Genomic DNA, 18374 nt, shown 5'->3' on the forward strand with positions numbered 1-18374 from the left:
GCGTTAGGGAAAAACCGTAAAGTAGGTCAATCACGGCTTACGTCGGGAGAGCATATACTTATGGGGAGGCAACATGATGGGGAATAAAAAAGAAGAACAGTTGAAACAACACACGATCGACAATGAACAAGCAGCAGGACTGACGACGAACCAAGGACTGAAGATGGCGGAGGATGAGTTCTCACTCAAAGCGGGGCTTCGGGGACCGACGCTCATCGAAGATTTCCACTTCCGTGAAAAAATGACGCACTTTGACCATGAACGGATTCCAGAACGAATCGTTCACGCGCGCGGCGTCGGTGCCCACGGAGAATTTCAAGTATACGAATCGCTTGCCGACTATACGAAAGCGGATTTCCTGAACGATCCTTCGAAAGTGACGCCTGTCTTCGTCCGCTTCTCGACGGTTCAAGGTTCGCGTGGATCCGGCGACACGGTCCGTGACGTCCGTGGATTTGCGACGAAGTTTTATACGGACGAAGGCAACTACGACCTCGTCGGGAACAACATTCCGGTCTTCTTCATCCAAGACGCGATCAAGTTCCCCGACCTCGTCCATGCCGTGAAACCGGAACCGCATACGGAAGTCCCGCAAGGCGGGAGTGCCCACGATACGTTTTGGGACTTCGTCGGGCAAAACCATGAGACGGCCCATATGGTCATGTGGGCGATGAGCGACCGCGGGATCCCGCGCAGCCTTCGCATGATGGAAGGGTTCGGCGTCCATACGTTCCGACTCGTCAACAAGGAAGGGAAAGCCCATTTCGTCAAATTCCATTGGAAACCGAAGCTCGGTGTCCACTCGCAAGTTTGGGACGAGGCGCAAAAGGCCGTCGGGAAAAACGCCGACTTCCACCGCGTCGACTTGTATGAGGCGATCGATAAAGGCGATTACCCGGAATGGGAACTCGGACTGCAGATGATCCCAGTCGAAGACGAGTTCAAGTTCGACTTCGATATCCTCGATCCGACCAAACTGTGGCCCGAAGAAGAGATCCCGGTCAAACTTGTCGGGAAGATGACGCTCAACCGGAACGTCGATAACTTCTTCGCCGAAACCGAACAGGTCGCATTCCATCCAGGGCATATCGTTCCGGGCATCGACTTCTCGAACGACCCGCTCCTGCAAGGGCGCTTGTTCTCATACACAGATACACAGCTGTCACGTCTCGGCGGACCGAACTTCCATCAGATCCCGATCAACAAACCGGTCTGTCCGTTCCATAACAATCAACGCGACGGCATGCATCAAATGTCGGTCCATAAAGGCCAGACGAGCTACCATAAAAACGCGCTCAACAACAATCAGCCGGCACCTGTTCCGGTCGACCAAGGTGGATTTGAGCATTACCAAGAGAAAGTCGATGGTCACAAAGTCCGTGGCCGCAGCGACAGCTTCCTCGACTTCTACTCACAAGCCAAAATGTTCTACAACAGCATGACCCCGGTCGAACAGAAGCACATTCAAGACGCCTGCAGCTTTGAGCTCGGCAAGTGTGAATCGGACATGGTGAAAGAAAACGCCGTCGACTTGTTGAACCGCATCGACCGCGAACTCGCCTCGGTCGTCGCCGACAACTTAGGCGTCGCACTGCCTGCCGAGAACAACGAAGTCGTCTCGGACAAAACATCGCCTGCCCTCAGCATGGCGGACACGATCTCGAAACCGGATACGAAGAGCGTCGCCGTCCTTCTCGCCGGTGATGTCGATGCCGCGCAAGTGAAGGCGTGGGTCCAAGCGCTCGCCGACAAAAAAGTGAACTATAGCCTCGTCGGGAAAAAATCGTACATGCTCGGTGACCTCAAAGTGAAAGAGACGTACGATACGGTCGACTCGAGCCTGTTCGACGCCGCTTTCCTCGTCAGCGCCGCGAGTTCGGTCGAAGACGATGTCCTCGAGTTTATCGAGAACACGTATAAACACTTCAAGCCGCTCGCTTTGCACCTACACGATGATTCAGTGCTCGATCAGTGCCGCGTCAAGACGGACCAACCTGGCGTCTACACGTTCAAACAGCACAGTCTCGACGGATTCGACACGTTCATCGACGGGATTGCCAAAGCCCGGTTCTGGGACCGTGCTTGATGATTCACGAACGGAAGGACTCGACTCGGTATTTTTCGAGTCGAGTCCTTTTTTGTCCACCCTTCTTTTCCACGCCTGCAAACGTTATACTAGGTGGGGTATAAGTTGATGGAGGAGGAATCGTATCATGCGAAATAAGATTGATCCATATGTGACCGACAGCGAGCAACAACGCCGTCTGTATAAACGGACGTTGTTCGTCGTCGTGATGTCTCAAATTTTCGGGGGTGCCGGCCTCGCCGCAGGTATTACCGTTGGGGCGCTTCTCGCCCGTGACCTGCTCGGGACCGATGCGTATGCGGGTGTCCCGACGGCGCTGTTCACGCTCGGCTCTGCCGGCGCCGCGTTTCTGATCGGGATGATATCGCAACGGGTCGGACGCCGGGTCGGACTCGCGACCGGGTTCTTGACGGGATCCCTCGGTGCGTTCGGTGTCATCTTTGCCGCCGCGTTCGAGAGCGTACCGCTCTTGTTCGTGTCGCTCCTTATTTACGGGGCCGGGACGGCGAGTAACCTCCAGGCCCGTTACGCCGGAACGGATTTGGCGAATGCGACCGAACGGGCGACCGCGGTCAGTATCGCCATGGTATCGACGACGTTCGGTGCCGTCGCCGGACCGAATTTGGTCGAACCGATGGGGCGGGTTGCTGACGCCATCGGCATCCCGACGCTTTCTGGTCCGTTTTTACTCGCGGGAGCCGCCTACTTCGTGGCCGGTCTCATCTTGATCGTATTTTTGAACCCTGACCCGCTCCTCGTCGCCCGAGCCATCGAATCGAAACGGAAGCAATCGACAGACGCGACGCAACGTCAACCCGAAGAAGTCCACTCTCGCCTTGGTGTGTACGTCGGCGCTTTCGTCATGGTGCTCAGCCAAATCGTCATGGTCGCCATCATGACGATGACACCTGTCCACATGCGGCAGCACGGCCATGAGTTGAGCGCGGTCGGTCTCGTCATCGGCTTCCATATCGGTGCGATGTATTTACCCTCGCTCGTGACCGGCGTGCTCGTCGACAAAGTCGGCCGTGAAATCATGGCCATCGCTTCTGGGGTGACGTTATTCTTCGCCGGCGTCGTCGCGGCGTTCGCACCGGCCGACTCGCTGTTCTTGTTGATCGTCGGTCTCGTCTTGCTCGGTGTCGGTTGGAACTTTGGTCTCATCAGTGGGACGGCCATCTTGGTCGATGCAACGACACCCGAGACGAGAGCGAAGACGCAAGGGTCGGTCGACGTCTGGATCGCCTTGTCCGGCGCCTCGGGCGGCATGCTGTCCGGTATCATCGCCTCCCAGTCGAGCTATTTGACGCTGTCACTGCTCGGCGGAATCGTTTCACTCGTTCTCGTACCGATCGTCCTCTGGTACCGCCGCCGTTTAATCTGATGACGAACCGATCCGCTAACGCGAATCGGTTTTTCACGCACAATGCGTCGTCTCTGACAAGCTCTCATCAATTTGCTATACTCCTTTAGTTATGTTTACTAACTATTTAGGTTCAAACAAATAAGGAGGCGTCATCGCCGATGCAATTGACCGCACAAAAATTATGGACGAAAGACTTCCTCATCATCTCGCTCGTCAACTTCTTCTTGACGCTCATCTTTTTCTTGCTCATGGTAACGATCGGCGTTCACGCCGTTGCGACATACGGCGCGACGACAAGTGAAGCCGGTCTCGTCACCGGGATCTTCATCATCGGTACGCTCGTCGGCCGGCTGTTCATCGGTCGACTGATTGATTCAATCGGACGGCGTAAGACGTTGTTGATCGGGCTGACCTTCTTCACGGCCACGATCCTGCTTTATTTCGTCGACCTCGGCGTCGGCTTCTTACTGTTCACCCGCTTCGTGCACGGTCTCGGTATGGGTTTATCGAGCACAGCGACCGGCACGATTGTCGCCCAGATCATCCCTGGCGCCAGAAAAGGCGAAGGCATCGGATACTATAGCATGAGCTCGACGCTCGCCACCGCCATCGGCCCGTTCGTCGGCTTGCTGATGAGCCAATATACGAGTTTCTCGACCATCTTTATCGCTTGTCTCGTCGTCGGCGTCGTCAGTTTGGTGAGCGCCTTGTTCGTCACCATTCCCGAGGCTGACCATCCGGAAATCGTTCGCGGGTTGTCACTTAAGGCGTTCGTCGAACCGAAGGCGTTACCAATCGCGCTCATCATCGCAATCGCCGCACTCAGTTTTTCAAGCGTCTTGTCTTACATCAACTTTTACGCGACCGAACTCGACCTCGTCGAAGCGGCGAGCGTCTTCTTCCTCGTCTATTCGATTTCAGTCCTGTTGTCGCGCCCGATCACGGGACGGCTCATGGACGCGCGTGGCGCCAACGTCGTAATGTATCCGGCCATCTTCATCTTCGCGGTCGGGCTGCTCGTCCTTAGCCAAGCGACGAGCGCTTTGGGCCTTTTACTCGCCGGGGCGTTAATCGGGCTCGGCTTCGGCAATATCCAGTCCGGTACACAGGCCATCGCCGTCAAGTCGGCCTCACCTGGACGGATGGGGATGGCGACGTCGACGTTCTTCATCGCCCTCGACGCCGGGCTCGGCTTCGGTCCCTACTTTATCGGGCTACTCATCCCGCTGACCGGTTTCTCTACCATTTATCTGTTGCTCGCCGGGGTCGTCACCTTGACGATTTTCTTGTATTACGTGATGAACGGCCGCCAAGAACGGGACCGTCTCAAGCAAGCTGCCTGACAGGACTTTTACAGTCCTGTCTTTTTTTGAATGTTCACACATCTTTTTATGAATGTTGTAATATAGAAATGACGTGTCAAAAACTTGACTGAAATGAGGGACATTATGCGCGCCGACCAGACGATCCAACACCATTCTTCCATCCTGCTCCAGACGTTCGACAAAATCTCGGATTTTGTGTTCTTCATGGAAGTGGACGGTTCGACCTATCGCTATGTATTTGTGAACGAGCCGGGGAAGCAGGCCATCGGTTGGACAGACGCTGACGTCGGAAAGTGTGTCGGCGACATGGTTCCGGCCGAGACGGCCGCACTCATCACCCACCATTATGACGAGGCGATTCGCGCACGAAAGAGCATCGTCTATGAAGACTACCGCCTCGCTGATTCGTTCTACTCAGAAACACTCGAGTACCAAGATGTGATCTTGTTGCCGCTTCATTATTTCGAGTCGGAAGTGACGCCGGTGTTCAACGAATCCGGTGCCTGCACCCACGTCATCTCGGTCGTTCGGGAAGTGACGGAGCGAAAACGGCGTGAGCTCGAGCTATCGATTCTACGAGACCAGCATGAGTCGTTGCGCCGCTATTCGCCACACGGTATTTTCGTTCTCGACCCCGAACTTCGGGTCAAATCGATCAATCCTGCCGTCACAAACATCACCGGCTATTGCGAGACCGATTTCATCAACCGTTCGTTCCTCGACTGGCTGCCGGACTCGGAACAACCGCTCGTCTGCGAGGGACTCCGATTCGCCTTATCCGGAAAGCCCCACAAGTACGGGATCACGGCGCATCAAAAGACGGGCGAAGCGCTCGACCTCGCCGTCTTGAACATCCCGATCGAGATCGGCGGCAACATCACCGGCCTATTCGCCATCATCATCGACCATACGCCGGAGAAGACCGCCGAACGCGCTTTACAAGAGAGTGAACGACGCTATCGCCAGCTCATCGAGACGATTCCAGAAGGGATCATCGTCCATAAAGACGGCATGATCTTATACGCGAACGCCGTGGCGTTAGAGACGATCGGGGAGACGTATATCGAGAGCGAATCCATCTTTACATATCTTGCTGCCGAATACCATGAGGCGACGAGGACACGCCTTTCTGCCTTGCAGCTCGGTGATCCTGTCCAAGACACGGAAATCGTCCTTGTCGCGCCGTCCGGTCAGCACTTACATATAGATATCGGCAGTCTATTGATTGATTATGAAGGGACGACCGCCGTAATGACCGTCCTGCGTGATGTGACCGAGAAACGAGAGATGGAACGGGCGTTACGCCAAAGCGAGACGCAGTACCGGCTGATCACGGAAAACATGAGCGACCTCGTCTGCATCCTCGAGCGCAACGGCCGTGTCCGCTACGCCTCGCCGTCCCATCAGAGCGTCCTCGGCTATGCGCCTGCGGTTTACGAAGGCAAGAATACGCTCGACTTCATCCACCCGGAAGACGTCACGCCGACGAGACAACAGCTCAAAGCGATGACGGCCGGCAGTGAGCCGCTCACGCTCGAGTTTCGTCACCTCCACCACGACGGCAGATGGATTTGGCTCGAGACGAAGATCCAGGCTATCTATGAAGAAGCGACGTTGCTGCACTATTTAACCGTCACCCGTGAGATCATGCAGCGTAAAGTACTCGAGAAACAACTAAAACACTTAGCCTACCACGATACGCTGACCGAGCTCCCCAACCGCCGTTACTTCTTGGCTTACTTAGAAGAGGCACTCTCGAGGGTTGAAGAGGACGGCGAGGAGCTGGCCATCCTCTCGCTCGATATCGATCATTTCAAACAAATCAACGACACGCTCGGACATGACGTCGGGGACGAGCTGCTGCGACAGTTCTCGATCCGTCTCACCCGGGCGCTACGGAAACAAGACGTGATCGCCCGCTTCGGCGGCGACGAGTTCTCTGTATTGATCCGCTATACCGATTTGTCAGCACCTGACCGGGTCGCGGACAAGCTGATTGCCTCGCTCCAGCACCCGTGGCAGATCGAAGGGCATACGTTCGTCACGACGTCGAGTATCGGTGTCGCTCGGTACCAATCAGGCATGACAAAGAAACGATTGCTCAAACAAGCCGATCTCGCTCTTTATGAAGCCAAGTCGAACGGCCGCAACCGATATGTGATGTTTCAAGACCGCTGACTAGCGGTCTTTTTCACGTGAAACATCAATACTATTAGCCTAAACACGAACATTATGAATATAAATAACGTTATCGTATTGAAAATACACATTTTTCCGATACATCCCTTTGACTTTCATCAAAAAATGCGTTACATTACCGAATGGGCGAAGTATTTCTAAGTAACTCAATTAAAATGTTCGTAAATAGGGGTGCAAACGATGGATAAAGTGTTTGATTATGAAGATATTCAATTGATTCCGGCAAAATGTGTCGTCGACAGTCGTTCGGAATGTGACGCGAGCGTCACACTCGGCGGCCTCACGTTCCGCCTTCCGGTCGTTCCGGCGAACATGCAGACGATCATCGATGAGAACGTGGCGCTCTCGCTCGCTGAGAACGGCTATTTCTACATCATGCATCGGTTCAATCCGGAAACGCGGCTAAGGTTCATCGAAGACATGCACGGACGTGGCCTGTACGCGTCAATCAGTGTCGGCGTGAAAGAAGACGAGTATCGGTTCGTCGAACAGCTCGCCGAAGCGGGACATACACCAGAATTCATCACGATCGATATCGCACATGGACATTCGAACGCGGTCATCCGGATGATCCAACACATCAAACAGCATCTTCCGAGCTCGTTCGTCATCGCCGGGAACGTCGGGACACCAGAAGCGGTCCGTGAGCTCGAGCATGCCGGGGCGGACGCGACGAAAGTCGGCATCGGACCGGGCAAAGTGTGCATCACGAAAATCAAGACCGGCTTCGGGACAGGCGGTTGGCAACTCGCCGCGCTCCGCTGGTGTGCCAAGGCGGCGACGAAACCGATCATCGCGGATGGGGGCATCCGCACGCACGGTGACATCGCCAAATCGGTCCGCTTCGGCGCGTCGATGGTCATGATCGGCTCACTGTTCGCCGGTCACGACGAGTCTCCGGGGGAGACGTTCGAGCAGGACGGGAAACGGCTCAAAGAATACTTCGGGTCGGCTTCTGAATTCCAAAAAGGGGAACGGAAAAACGTCGAAGGCAAGAAAGTGTTCGTCGAGCACAAAGGGGCGCTTCAAGACACGTTGACCGAGATGGAGCAAGACCTCCAGTCGGCCATCTCATACTCGGGTGGGAACAATCTCGACGCGTTACGTACCGTCGATTACGTCATGGTGAAAAACTCAATCTTCAACGGGGATAAAGTGTACTGAAAAAGGCGACTCGCGCGAGTCGCCTTTTTCATGCATCGGTCAAACGTTTCGTCATCATGTAGTAGTCAGAGCCCGGGGGATAGTCGCGGAGGACGCCTGCCACCTCGTAGCCGAAACGTTCATAAAACGCTTTCGCCTGAAACGAAAATGTCGTCAGCTTTACTTGCGTGGCGCCGAGTGCGCGGGCATGACGCTCACCTTCCTCAAGGAGTCGTGTCCCAATCCCTTCACCGGTATGGTTGGAGTCAACCCATAACCGGTCAAGGTCGAACCAGCCCCAGTAGACGCTACCGAACAGTCCGGCAATCACTTGACCGTCACGCTCCACTTTCAACTGGATTACCGGGACGTCGGCATTGCGAATCGCTCGGTGATGCGCTGAATGAACATCGTTGAACGCACGCAACCGACTCGTCAAAAACTGTTGGAACGCCTCGTCGTCTTCACGGATGTGGATGATGTCCATCACGCTTCACCACCTGACCCGTTCACAAAAAACGTGATCAGTTCTTGCTCTTCTTCGTCAACCAGACGACCGGTTAAGCGTTCGTATTGAGCCGTTATCAACTCTTTATTTCCCGGGAAATCAAGAGTGATGTGCGCTAAGTGTCGAAGCACATCTCGGTCTTTCTCATACTCTGCCCGCGTCGCCACTTGACCGTGTGACCAAACATACGCCTCGGCCTCGAACGTGTCGAGGACGCTCAACAACCGTAGCGTCTCCCCGGCCGTCATCTGCCAAGACGGGGCATACAAGTTCGCATATAGCGCGTCCCCTAAAAACAGCACTTTCTCTTCCGGGATATAAGCGACGACCGCGTCGGCCGTATGATCGCCCCCGACGTGTTTCAACAAGACGTGGACGCCACCGAGGTCGAGCGTCAATGTGTCGTCGAACGTCACGGTCGGTAGGACGACTTGCATCGAGCGGGTGTCCCCGAACTCGAGCCGGATCGCCTCCGCACAAAAGGCGATCTCGATGCCGCTCTCGACGCGTTCATCGAGCGACTCGTCGTCCCAGTTGTATGGTATGAGGCGCTCCATCCGCGATTTCGTCGCCCTACTCGCAACCGAGACGATATCTTGTAACGCCGACAGACCGAAGATGTGGTCCCAGTGCCAGTGCGTCAACGCGACGAGCGACGGACAGCTGATCCCCCGCTCGGCCAAGGCGTCTAAAAATAAGTTCGCGTGGGCCTCGGAATTGCCCGCATCGATCATGAGCGTATGAGTGTCCCCGACGACCGCGCCGATGATCGGCCGGTCCGTCTCACTAACGGGCGTCATATACCAAAAGCGGTCTGAGTAGCGTTTTAACGTCTGCATGAGCACCCTCCTTTCATTGATTTGTTTTCTTGATACGAATCATAAATATAGTAGCCGTCCCCGCCACCGTTTTTAGCGATATACATCGCCGCATCCGAGTGATGGATGAGCGTGTCGAGGGAGGACAAACTAGCATCAGAGTATGCGACACCAATACTGGCCGAAAGATGGAGCATCAATCCGTCCCCGACCGTCATTTCCTGGGAAATAACGGTCGATAGTTGGTCGAAAACGGCTTCTTCAAGCGATTCTGGACCTGTCTCGATGACAATCAAAAACTCATCTCCGGCAAACCGATACGCTTTCCCTGCATGCATGTGACTGAACGATCCGATGCGTTTCGCCACTTCAACGAGCACTTCATCGCCGACAAGATGGCCGTGCGTATCATTGATCCGCTTGAAATCATCCAAATCGATGAACAGGAGCGCTACCGGCCGTTTCCGATTCATCATCTGTCTCAAATCCGTCATGAGCGAGTGACGGTTCGACAGTTTCGTCAGTCCGTCTTTTGTGATGAGTTCGATCACTTCCTGATGTTTACGCTCGCGGCGAATCTCGTTCTCCATCCAACGGGTCACGAGTAAGATCGTGTCCGTCATCTCGTGAATTGCCACCGCATCGGCCACATCGTTTAAACTGCCCTGCTCCGCCAGGAAGACGACCCATCCGAACGTCTTGCCTTCGTTTGATAACGGCAAGCTGATCATCGATGCGAATTCGACCCCTTCGAGGACGAGCTCCGAACGTTTCAATTTTTGATGCCCGACCGTCGTCAGCGCATGAACGTGCTGCAAGCGCTCGTCCGTCCAATCGATCCAGGCATCCCCATCAGCGGACAGGACGCGCTGGCGTGATTCTGTCGAGAAGATGACTGCATGCGAATAACCGATCCACTCCCTGAGCACTTCTTGAATTCGCTTCAACTTGTCAGCAAACGGGGCTTGGATGGCCGTCACCTCGTACAGCGACTCGAGTGTCTGTTGACGCCGCTCCTGGCCACGTGCCTGTTCGGTCAATTCGATTTCGGCCATCACCCAACGCGCAAAATCTTCAAGTGTCTGCAGCGCCTCATGCTCGAACGAGCGGGGCACTCCGTCGGTGACGCAGAGCGTTCCGATGACATGTCCGCTTCTCGTCACAAGCGGCACACCTGCATAAAAGCCAATCCCTTCGAGCAACGGATTCTCACTCAACGCCTCCGCGGTTTTGACGTCTTCAATCACGAGTGGTCCCCGGCCGGTCACGACGCGGTCACATAGCGTCCATTTCCGATCGATGTGGGGACTTTCGAGATCGGTGCCTTGGCACGATTTGATCCACTGCCGGTCCGTTGTCAGGATCGAGATGAGCGCGACCGGCATCCCGAGCGTCTTCGCGACGAGTCGGCTGATGCGATCGTACCGCTCTTCCCTCGGGGTATCTAAAATTTCGAGCCGAAGGATTGTTTTCAATCGTTCGGCCTCTGTCTCATCGAACCGTACCGCTAACTTGGACCGGTCCGAGCCGTCTAATCGCAGCGCCTCGTATTGACAGACGATTGTCTCAAGTGCCGGCTCGAGGTTAGAGAGCGAGAGCGGCCGGCTGAAGAAATAGCCTTGCACGTCGTCGCATCCGAGCCGCTGGATCGCGCGGTACTGCGCTTCCGTCTCGACACCTTCCGCCGTGACTGCTAAGTTCAGTTTTTTAGCGAGTGCGACAATCAGTTTGACGATCTCATATTCTTTTAATCCGTTGTCTTTATCGAGCTGACTGATGAACGACCGGTCGATCTTGATGCCATCGATGTCGAACATCTTCAAATAGTTGAGTGACGAATAGCTGACGCCGAAGTCATCAATTAAGATACGGAATCCCGCCGCCTTCAAGTAGTCGACTGTCTGGATCCCGATGAGCGGTTCCTGCATGAGCGTATGTTCCGTGATCTCAAGCTCGAACTGATCAGCTGAGAGGCCATACGTCTTAAGAAGCGGGATCAGGTTGCTTTGAACGTAGTCTTGACGGAACAAGACCGGGGATAAGTTGACAGCGACACGGCGGCCGTTGAACAGCTCGGGTCGATCGCTCAAGTCGCGGCAGACGCGTTCGAACACGAACTCGGTGATGTCCTCGATCAATAGTGACTGTTCCGCAATTTTGATGAATGTTTCAGGCGAAATGTTTCCGAGCACCGTGTTCTTCCAGCGGACGAGCGCCTCGAAATGGACGGCGTCATTCCGACAGTCTACTTTCGGCTGATAGACGACGCCGAGTTCGCCTGCCTTCAATCCTTTATGAAGCTCCATCTCGATCGTCATCTCGTCGATGTAATGCTGCATATAATCATCTTTCTCATACACTTTGATCATCTGTTTACCGGCTTGCCTTGCTTCTAGCAATGCCGTCGACGCGTTCATAATCACTTGGTCGGCGTCTTCACTGCCAGAACTGATGCCGAGACAACCGGACAGGGTGAACTCGGTCTCGGCAACATGGTATGTGTAATCCGCGATTGTCGCCAGTAGACGTTCCCCGTGCATGTATGCCGTCTCAATCGAGGTATGTGGCAGTACAGCGATGAAATCTTCCCCGTCGACGCGGCCGATGATCGAGCCATTCGGCAGCAAATCAGATAAGTGACGGGTCATCTCTTTGATTAAACGTTGCGATCGCTCCACCCCTTGGAGCGACAGGATGATCTTAAAACGATTGATGTGGAAACGCATGACGCTCGTCGCTTCCTCGCGCTCTCGTTTGGCAAACAGTTTTTCAAGCTCGAGCTTCACTTTCATCAAGTTCGGCATGCCCGTCAAATAATCGATGTTCTCGATGCTACTCAGTAGCTTCATCTCCGCATCTTCCGACAAGTCGGTCGTCAACCCGAGAACGTAGCGCACTTCTCCGGTGCCGTCCTCGAGCGGCATGAGCATGGATGAGGCGAAGCGTGCAGTGTTAGCTTCTATGTTCATCTTTGACATGAAATAGACCGGCTCACGAGACGAAACGACCACATCATAGTGCAAAATCAACTCGTTCGCGACGTCCGGCGCATACATCTCGTGCAAATAGCGACCGCTCACATCGTCCGGAAGCGACGACGCGCGCTTCCCTTGCTCACTGACACGGACGTAACGATACCCTTTCGGCGTCACTTCCATCAAAAAGACCATCCGATACAAACGGACGAATACATCGAACAAATAATGTGGATCGGCCTTCATCTGCTGCATACTTTACCTCCATACAATCTCCATTTCTTTTAGTTTAGAACTTTTACACTGACTTGTTCATAAAACCGTTCAAAAAAAGGGGAAGTATTTTTGGAAATAGCTAAAAAAATCGGGTATAGGTAAATGAGTTTAGATGAAAAGTGAGGTGAACCGCCATGCTCAGTCGGAACGTCTACCCACAGACGCGACCAGGGAAATGGTCCGTCGTCCTGTTGCTCGCCGTCTTTCTGCTCTTAGTCGTCTCTGTCCTCATCGCCCAGTCGGGTCAACCGTTCAACTTCGACACCTTGTTCGATAACACATGGGGTGTCGTCTTCTCGATGTCAGCCATCGCCGCCGCCATCGGTGCGTTCGTCGTCGGTCTGTACACCATCTTCCGCAACCACGAACGCTCGGTCGCCGTCTTCTTTACTGTCTCTCTCGGCGGACTCGTCGCCTTGTTCGTGCTCATGCAACTATTCCGCTAATCTAAAACGCTCCTTCCCGATATGAGAAGGAGCGTTTCGTTAGAGGAGTTCTTTCGCGAGCAGACGGTAGACGTTCAACCGCTGTGCTTGTGTATGTTGGATACTGCAAATCATCGCCTCGTCAAAGCCATACTGCACGGACTCGTCCTGCAATTTCGCCGCGATCTGTTTTGGCGTCCCGACGAGATGGATGGCCCGGTTGTTGGCGATGTGAATCTTATCGACTTCGGTGAGCGGATAATCGTTAGCCGCTTCCGGGCTGAGCAATTGACGCAGCTGCCCTCTCATCAGGAATAGGCGTGACAAGTCGGACGGACGCGCCAAATATTCCGCCTCTTCCTCCGTTTCGGCCGTCGTCACGAGATACGTGACGTTGATTTCAGGCTTCTCCATGAACGCGGACGGTGTGAAGTGGTGCCGATACGTGTCGAGCGTGTCTTTGCTCAGTTCCCCGTTAAAAAATTGGGCGAACGAGTAGCCGACGCCCATGCGGCCGGCTTGGACGGCGCTGTTGCCGCTCGAGCCGAGCAACCAAGCATCAGGGAGCGTCACCCCGGTCGGTGCGGCCGGCGTCGTTTTGTACCACCGTTCTTCCGGCGTCTCATCGTTGATCAGCTGGAGTGTCGTCTGTAATTTCTCATACAGTCCGTCCATCATCGGCTTCTGTCCTTGCGACATCGCGTAGATGGCGTTGGCGTCGCCGCCTGGGGCCCGGCCAACCCCAAAGTCGATTCGACCTGGTGCGAGTGCGCTCAGCGTCTTGAACACTTCAGCCATCTTGAGCGGCGAATAGTGCATCATCATGATGCCGCCCGACCCCAGACGAATTCGTTCTGTCTTCGCAGCGATATAGGCCGCGATGACTTCCGGGGCCGAACTCGCGAACGACATGCCGCCGTGGTGTTCAGCCATCCACATCCGGTAATAGCCTAGCTCTTCTGCCACTTGGGCGAGTTCGACGGCGCTCTGCAAGGCATGTTCTGACGTATGTCCGGACGTCACCGGTGCTTGATCGAGGACGCTTAATCTCATTGTTATCATCCACTCCTTATAGTATATATGTTGAACATCTCGAATTTGTAGGACTCGCCGTCATCATACTAAAGTCGACCTGACAATACGAATAGTCCGCTCATCGCAACGCTCTCTTTTTTTCAGAAAATTACAACGGATTGTTGCTAGGCACGTAACCCCTTCTTTATAATGAACGAGAAGATGCTATTCTTTCATAGCAAATCACGAAACGCATGATGGGGACATGCTGGTGATATGCGCCAATTACTATTTCGGGGAAATGGGGTAACTAACATGAATCAGACACCAAACAAGCCTGGCCAAGACGGGACATCGTTCACGACCAACGACTTTTTGAAATTTTTGATTCCTTCTTTAATCGGTCTCATGTTTTTCATCGTGCCGATCCCGACCGATGAGGGGTTCACCATCCCGGTCGCTCTCTTGTCAAACCAGTTGATCGGTTTGATCGGTGATGTCGTTCCGACACTCGCCGTCATCATGATGGGCATCTCCGTGCTCGGTTCGCTTTGGACGTACATGGCCAAACCGGCGTTCGTCCTTGAGCGGCCACACTTCAATTCACTGTTCAACGTCACGCCATTCTGGTTCGGGATGCGGGTCGTCGGTCTGATTGCCGGGGTGATGACGCTGCTCGTGATCGGGCCGGAGATGATCACATCCGAGTTCACGGGTGGCCTGTTGCTGTATGATTTGATCCCGATTTTGTTCGCGACGTTCTTATTTGCCGGCATGTTGCTGCCGCTCCTATTGAACTTCGGCCTGCTCGAGTTCGTTGGGACGATGCTCATCAAAGTGATGCGCCCGCTCTTCAAACTGCCGGGTCGGGCCTCGCTCGACTCGCTCGCCTCTTGGGTCGGAGATGCGACGATCGGGATTCTGTTGACGACGAAACAATATGAGAACGGCTACTACACGAAACGGGAGGCCGCCGTCATCGCCACGACGTTCTCGGTCGTCTCAATCACGTTCACAATCGTCATCTTGTCGTATATGGATCTCGATGCTTACTTCTTACAATATTATGGCGCCATCGTCGTGTCAGGTATCGTCGCAGCACTCATCATGCCACGGATCTATCCGTTGTCGAAAAAATCCGACACCCCGTATGAAGAGACCGAACTAAAACCGGAAGAGCCGGTACCGGCCAACGTCTCGATGCCGAAATGGGCGCTCCGTCAAGCGTTGCTCAAGTCACGCTCAAGCAAGAGCTTCGTCGCTACGTTGAAAGACGGGTTCCAAAACGTGCTCGACATGTGGCTCGGTATTTTGCCGATTGTCATGGCCGTCGGGACGATCGCACTCGTCATCGCCGAACATACACCGCTGTTCACGATTCTCGGTAAACCGTTTGAACCGATTTTGATGCTGTTGCAAGTGCCGGAGGCGGAAGCCGCCGCTCAGACGATGGTCGTCGGTTTCGCCGACATGTTCTTGCCAGCCGTGCTCGGCAGCGGTATCGAGAGCGAGATGACACGGTTCATCATCGCCACTGTATCGGTCACGCAGCTCATCTTCATGTCGGAAGTCGGGGGACTGCTCCTCGGGTCGAAACTTCCGATTTCATTCTTCGACCTCGTCCTCATCTTCTTGCTCCGGACGTTCATCACGCTCCCGATCGTAGTCGGGATCGCCCACTTGGTCTTTTGAAGACAGAACGCCTCTTCTCATATTTCCCTGAGAAGAGGCGTTGTTTGTATAATGGAGAAAAGGGAGGGGTGCGCCATGGAACATCATTACGCCGGACAGCTCGAGATTGCGAAAAAAAGCTATGCCGGCATCATCGACCCGGAAGCGTATGTGAACGACCGCTATCATGGACATTGGACGGTGAAATCCAAGCAACGGATTGACGGGGTCCCGGCGTTGCTTCAAAAAGCGTTCAATGGCGGGAAGAACAATTGCACCCTCACATCGATGACGGCCATTTTCCGTTATTACCATGACCACGGCTATCCCAACATCCCTGACGACGTGTTTCAACTCCAGCAAGACGCGCGAGAGATCGCCCTCGCCCATCAGTTCAAAGACGAGAAAGGGACGCCGCCGACACGAATCAGTGCGATCGTCACAAAACTCTGGTCCCGTTATGGCTATGCTGGGCACGGGAGTTCCCGCTATTTATGGAAGTGGTCGACGTTCGAACGGGAACTGGCCGCCGGTCGACCGTTCATTTTGAACATGGCGAACGGATTTTATAAAAATCATTCCGTCACGGGAATCGGCTATATGATCTTTAAAAAGCCCGGCTTCCCGGACGTCGTCTTGCTCGAGGTGCTCGACAATCGCTCACAGAATATCCGTTATATCGACTTCAACGAGTTCAACTTTTGGGGCAGCATCACCCGCGTCCTTCCTCCTAGCGGACAGTAATTGTGATCCCCCCTCTAAATGCGGTATAGTGAAGTATCATTTCATAAGGACGTGTAACCATGCGTATTAACAAATTTATTAGTGAATCTGGCAAGGCGTCCCGCCGCCAAGCCGATCGTCTCGTCGAAGAAGGACGGGTCACGATCAACGGGAAGAAAGCGAAAATCGGGGACCAAGTGAATCCGGGTGACGAAGTACTCGTCAACGGTTCGGCCGCCCGCGTCGCCCGCAACAACGTCTACATCGCTGTTCATAAGCCGGTCGGCGTCACGAGCACGACAGAGAAGAAAGTCAAAGGCAACCTCGTCGACCTCGTCAACCACCCGCTCCGTATTTTCAACATCGGACGGCTCGATAAAGACTCAGAAGGGCTCATCTTGATGACGAATGACGGCGACATCGTCAACGAAATTCTTCGCGCCGAGGGCGAGCACGAGAAAGAGTACATCGTCTCGGTCGACAAGCCGATCACACCAGAGTTCGTCGAACAGATGGAAGCGGGCGTCAAAATCCTCGGCCAGAAGACGTTACCGTGTAAAGTTCATCCGCTGTCGAAGTTCGACTTCAACATCACGCTCACGCAAGGACTGAACCGCCAGATCCGCCGTATGTGTGAAGTCCTCGGTTACGAGGTATACCGCCTTCAACGCGTGCGCGTCATGAACATCACGCTCGGCAAGCTCCCGCCCGGACAATGGCGCGACTTATCGAAAAAAGAGCGCGAGCAGTTGTTCCGCGAATTGAATTACGAACCGAAAGAATGGTACTGAAAAGCAGCCTGAGACATCTCAGGCTGCTTTATTCTGGTCGGAGCGATGCGACATGGTCGGTCTCACGACGGATGAAGCGTTTGAGTTGGGTGCTCAAGTCATCGAGCTGCCCCATCGTCGTCCTGAACTTGAAGGCCGCATGGAAATGGTCAAACGGGTCATGGTCCCATTTGTCGTCAATCCAGACGTCGACTTGGATCGTTCCCGTCCGATCAATCAACGTGAACGTAAGGCTGATTTTTTGGTCATCCGCATCCGAGTCGAACAACCGCCAAATCAATGGCTCTTTCCCCCAGGCGTTATTTAATCCAGCTATAAAGTCAATCAGTTCTTGCAGTATCTCATCTTGCATATATACGTTTTGATTGCTCGAACAGACGGATGAGCGGAGCTGAAGTTTTACCTGGTAGAACAACTCCGTCTCATCTATCCAAATTCGTTCCATTTCAAATTGATACACCATTCTCGTCACCCGCTCTCTAATTCCGACTATATCATGTCGTTTAGGCGAAATCAGTCAAACGTTCACCAAAACGGGAATAGTTCTATACAGATGATGTTGCAACGAAAAGAGGTGATTCGTCATGAATGGCGCCTTGTTCCCCCGCACCTCGGTCGGCAAGTGGTCGATCATTCTCATTGGCTTGTTCCTCGCCATGTACGTGCCGTTCTTGTTGCTCGACAACTTCGACACGACGTTCACGTCAACGCTTTGGAGCGACAACGCCGCACACATGCTTCGACTTAGCTACATGACCACGTTCTTCGTACTCGGACTCGGGGCGTTCGTGACCGGCTGGTGGGCCATCTTGAAACAAAAAGAGTACGCCGTCCTCGTCTTCTTCGCCGCCGTCCTCGGTTCAGGATTGTTCGTCCTGCTCGTCATGGAACTTGTCGGGATTATAGAGTAGACAAAAAGGAGCACAGTGAACTGCCCCATAAAAGTTGGACATAAAAATCCAACTTTTATGGGGTGTTTTTATGGTCAAATTTACGAAGGCTTTCAAAATTCATGTGGCCGAACGCTACTTGACGGGCAAAGACGGATGCACAA

At 54.0% G+C, this 18374-nt stretch carries 15 protein-coding genes; 10 read left to right on the plus strand and 5 right to left on the minus strand.

What is annotated here, in order from left to right; translation table 11 throughout:
* Positions 1-76 precede the first annotated feature (76 nt).
* The 5 genes from EVJ22_RS12015 (at position 77) to guaC (ending at position 8140) form a co-directional block, all read left to right on the plus strand.
* Positions 77-2086 (plus strand): catalase, encoded by a 2010-nt coding sequence (locus tag EVJ22_RS12015; protein ID WP_071398745.1) that lies wholly within the window; start codon positions 77-79, stop codon positions 2084-2086.
* A gap of 127 nt (positions 2087-2213) precedes the next feature.
* A complete protein-coding gene (locus EVJ22_RS12020; RefSeq protein WP_071398744.1) occupies positions 2214-3470 on the plus strand; it encodes an MFS transporter in 1257 nt (418 codons plus the stop codon).
* Between the two features lie 140 nt (positions 3471-3610).
* Positions 3611-4795: an MFS transporter gene (locus tag EVJ22_RS12025; protein ID WP_071398743.1), complete on the plus strand. Its 1185-nt coding sequence runs from the start codon at positions 3611-3613 to the stop codon at positions 4793-4795.
* Between the two features lie 93 nt (positions 4796-4888).
* The gene (locus EVJ22_RS12030; protein WP_233589704.1) at positions 4889-6955 is read left to right on the plus strand and encodes a PAS domain S-box protein; all 2067 of its coding nucleotides are present in this window, start codon (positions 4889-4891) and stop codon (positions 6953-6955) included.
* Between the two features lie 201 nt (positions 6956-7156).
* Positions 7157-8140: a GMP reductase gene (guaC, locus tag EVJ22_RS12035; RefSeq protein WP_131444003.1), complete on the plus strand. Its 984-nt coding sequence runs from the start codon at positions 7157-7159 to the stop codon at positions 8138-8140.
* Positions 8141-8168: 28 nt separating this feature from the next.
* On the opposite strand, the gene EVJ22_RS12040 is transcribed toward guaC, so the two are convergent.
* The 3 genes from EVJ22_RS12040 to EVJ22_RS12050 are packed head-to-tail and all read right to left on the minus strand — an operon-like array spanning position 8169 to position 12675.
* Positions 8169-8606: a GNAT family N-acetyltransferase gene (locus EVJ22_RS12040; RefSeq protein WP_071398740.1), complete on the minus strand. Its 438-nt coding sequence runs from the start codon at positions 8604-8606 to the stop codon at positions 8169-8171.
* Entirely contained in the window at positions 8606-9466 is an 861-nt protein-coding gene (locus EVJ22_RS12045; protein ID WP_071398739.1) for an MBL fold metallo-hydrolase, read from the minus strand. Before EVJ22_RS12045 ends, EVJ22_RS12040 begins: the two co-directional genes overlap by 1 nt.
* Positions 9454-12675: an EAL domain-containing protein gene (locus EVJ22_RS12050; RefSeq protein WP_071398738.1), complete on the minus strand. Its 3222-nt coding sequence runs from the start codon at positions 12673-12675 to the stop codon at positions 9454-9456. The genes EVJ22_RS12045 and EVJ22_RS12050 overlap by 13 nt, the downstream gene beginning before the upstream one ends.
* A gap of 155 nt (positions 12676-12830) precedes the next feature.
* Here EVJ22_RS12050 and EVJ22_RS12055 point away from each other — a divergent pair, with 155 nt between their 5' ends.
* Positions 12831-13142, plus strand: coding sequence for a hypothetical protein (locus EVJ22_RS12055; protein WP_071398737.1), 312 nt, complete (start codon positions 12831-12833; stop codon positions 13140-13142).
* 39 nt (positions 13143-13181) lie between these two features.
* On the opposite strand, the gene EVJ22_RS12060 is transcribed toward EVJ22_RS12055, so the two are convergent.
* Positions 13182-14174 (minus strand): MsnO8 family LLM class oxidoreductase, encoded by a 993-nt coding sequence (locus EVJ22_RS12060; RefSeq protein WP_071398736.1) that lies wholly within the window; start codon positions 14172-14174, stop codon positions 13182-13184.
* Positions 14175-14450: 276 nt separating this feature from the next.
* On the opposite strand from EVJ22_RS12060, the gene EVJ22_RS12065 reads away from it, so the two are divergent.
* From EVJ22_RS12065 to rluF, 3 genes are all read left to right on the plus strand, one after another.
* A complete protein-coding gene (locus tag EVJ22_RS12065) occupies positions 14451-15827 on the plus strand; it encodes a YjiH family protein (RefSeq protein ID WP_131444004.1) in 1377 nt (458 codons plus the stop codon).
* Positions 15828-15902: 75 nt separating this feature from the next.
* A complete protein-coding gene (locus tag EVJ22_RS12070) occupies positions 15903-16550 on the plus strand; it encodes a C39 family peptidase (protein WP_131444005.1) in 648 nt (215 codons plus the stop codon).
* 59 nt (positions 16551-16609) lie between these two features.
* Positions 16610-17320, plus strand: coding sequence for a 23S rRNA pseudouridine(2604) synthase RluF (gene rluF / locus EVJ22_RS12075; RefSeq protein ID WP_131444006.1), 711 nt, complete (start codon positions 16610-16612; stop codon positions 17318-17320).
* 28 nt (positions 17321-17348) lie between these two features.
* Here the strand turns inward: rluF and EVJ22_RS12080 are convergent, their stop codons facing one another.
* Complete coding sequence (locus EVJ22_RS12080) at positions 17349-17783, minus strand: hypothetical protein (RefSeq protein WP_131444007.1); 435 nt, start codon at positions 17781-17783, stop codon at positions 17349-17351.
* A 121-nt stretch (positions 17784-17904) separates the two neighbouring features.
* Between EVJ22_RS12080 and EVJ22_RS12085 the strand changes: the two genes are divergently transcribed.
* Positions 17905-18231 carry a hypothetical protein gene (locus EVJ22_RS12085; RefSeq protein ID WP_016510351.1) on the plus strand — a complete coding sequence of 109 codons (327 nt, stop codon included), beginning with the start codon at positions 17905-17907 and terminating at the stop codon, positions 18229-18231.
* The last annotated feature ends 143 nt before the right edge of the window (positions 18232-18374 follow it).

The organism is Exiguobacterium sp. SH0S7 (genome assembly GCF_004337195.1).
In the GTDB taxonomy this organism is placed as follows: Bacteria; Bacillota; Bacilli; order Exiguobacteriales; family Exiguobacteriaceae; genus Exiguobacterium; species Exiguobacterium aurantiacum_A.

Coding starts and splice junctions, on each gene's coding strand:
- EVJ22_RS12040 (WP_071398740.1), bottom strand. CDS start 8,606: ATGGACATCATCCACATCCGTGAAGACGACGAGGCGTTCCAACAGTTT.
- EVJ22_RS12030 (WP_233589704.1), top strand. CDS start 4,889: ATGAGGGACATTATGCGCGCCGACCAGACGATCCAACACCATTCTTCC.
- EVJ22_RS12025 (WP_071398743.1), top strand. CDS start 3,611: ATGCAATTGACCGCACAAAAATTATGGACGAAAGACTTCCTCATCATC.
- EVJ22_RS12060 (WP_071398736.1), bottom strand. CDS start 14,174: ATGAGATTAAGCGTCCTCGATCAAGCACCGGTGACGTCCGGACATACG.
- EVJ22_RS12085 (WP_016510351.1), top strand. CDS start 17,905: ATGAATGGCGCCTTGTTCCCCCGCACCTCGGTCGGCAAGTGGTCGATC.
- EVJ22_RS12065 (WP_131444004.1), top strand. CDS start 14,451: ATGAATCAGACACCAAACAAGCCTGGCCAAGACGGGACATCGTTCACG.
- guaC (WP_131444003.1), top strand. CDS start 7,157: ATGGATAAAGTGTTTGATTATGAAGATATTCAATTGATTCCGGCAAAA.
- EVJ22_RS12045 (WP_071398739.1), bottom strand. CDS start 9,466: ATGCAGACGTTAAAACGCTACTCAGACCGCTTTTGGTATATGACGCCC.
- EVJ22_RS12020 (WP_071398744.1), top strand. CDS start 2,214: ATGCGAAATAAGATTGATCCATATGTGACCGACAGCGAGCAACAACGC.
- EVJ22_RS12080 (WP_131444007.1), bottom strand. CDS start 17,783: ATGGTGTATCAATTTGAAATGGAACGAATTTGGATAGATGAGACGGAG.
- EVJ22_RS12055 (WP_071398737.1), top strand. CDS start 12,831: ATGCTCAGTCGGAACGTCTACCCACAGACGCGACCAGGGAAATGGTCC.
- EVJ22_RS12050 (WP_071398738.1), bottom strand. CDS start 12,675: ATGCAGCAGATGAAGGCCGATCCACATTATTTGTTCGATGTATTCGTC.
- rluF (WP_131444006.1), top strand. CDS start 16,610: ATGCGTATTAACAAATTTATTAGTGAATCTGGCAAGGCGTCCCGCCGC.
- EVJ22_RS12070 (WP_131444005.1), top strand. CDS start 15,903: ATGGAACATCATTACGCCGGACAGCTCGAGATTGCGAAAAAAAGCTAT.
- EVJ22_RS12015 (WP_071398745.1), top strand. CDS start 77: ATGGGGAATAAAAAAGAAGAACAGTTGAAACAACACACGATCGACAAT.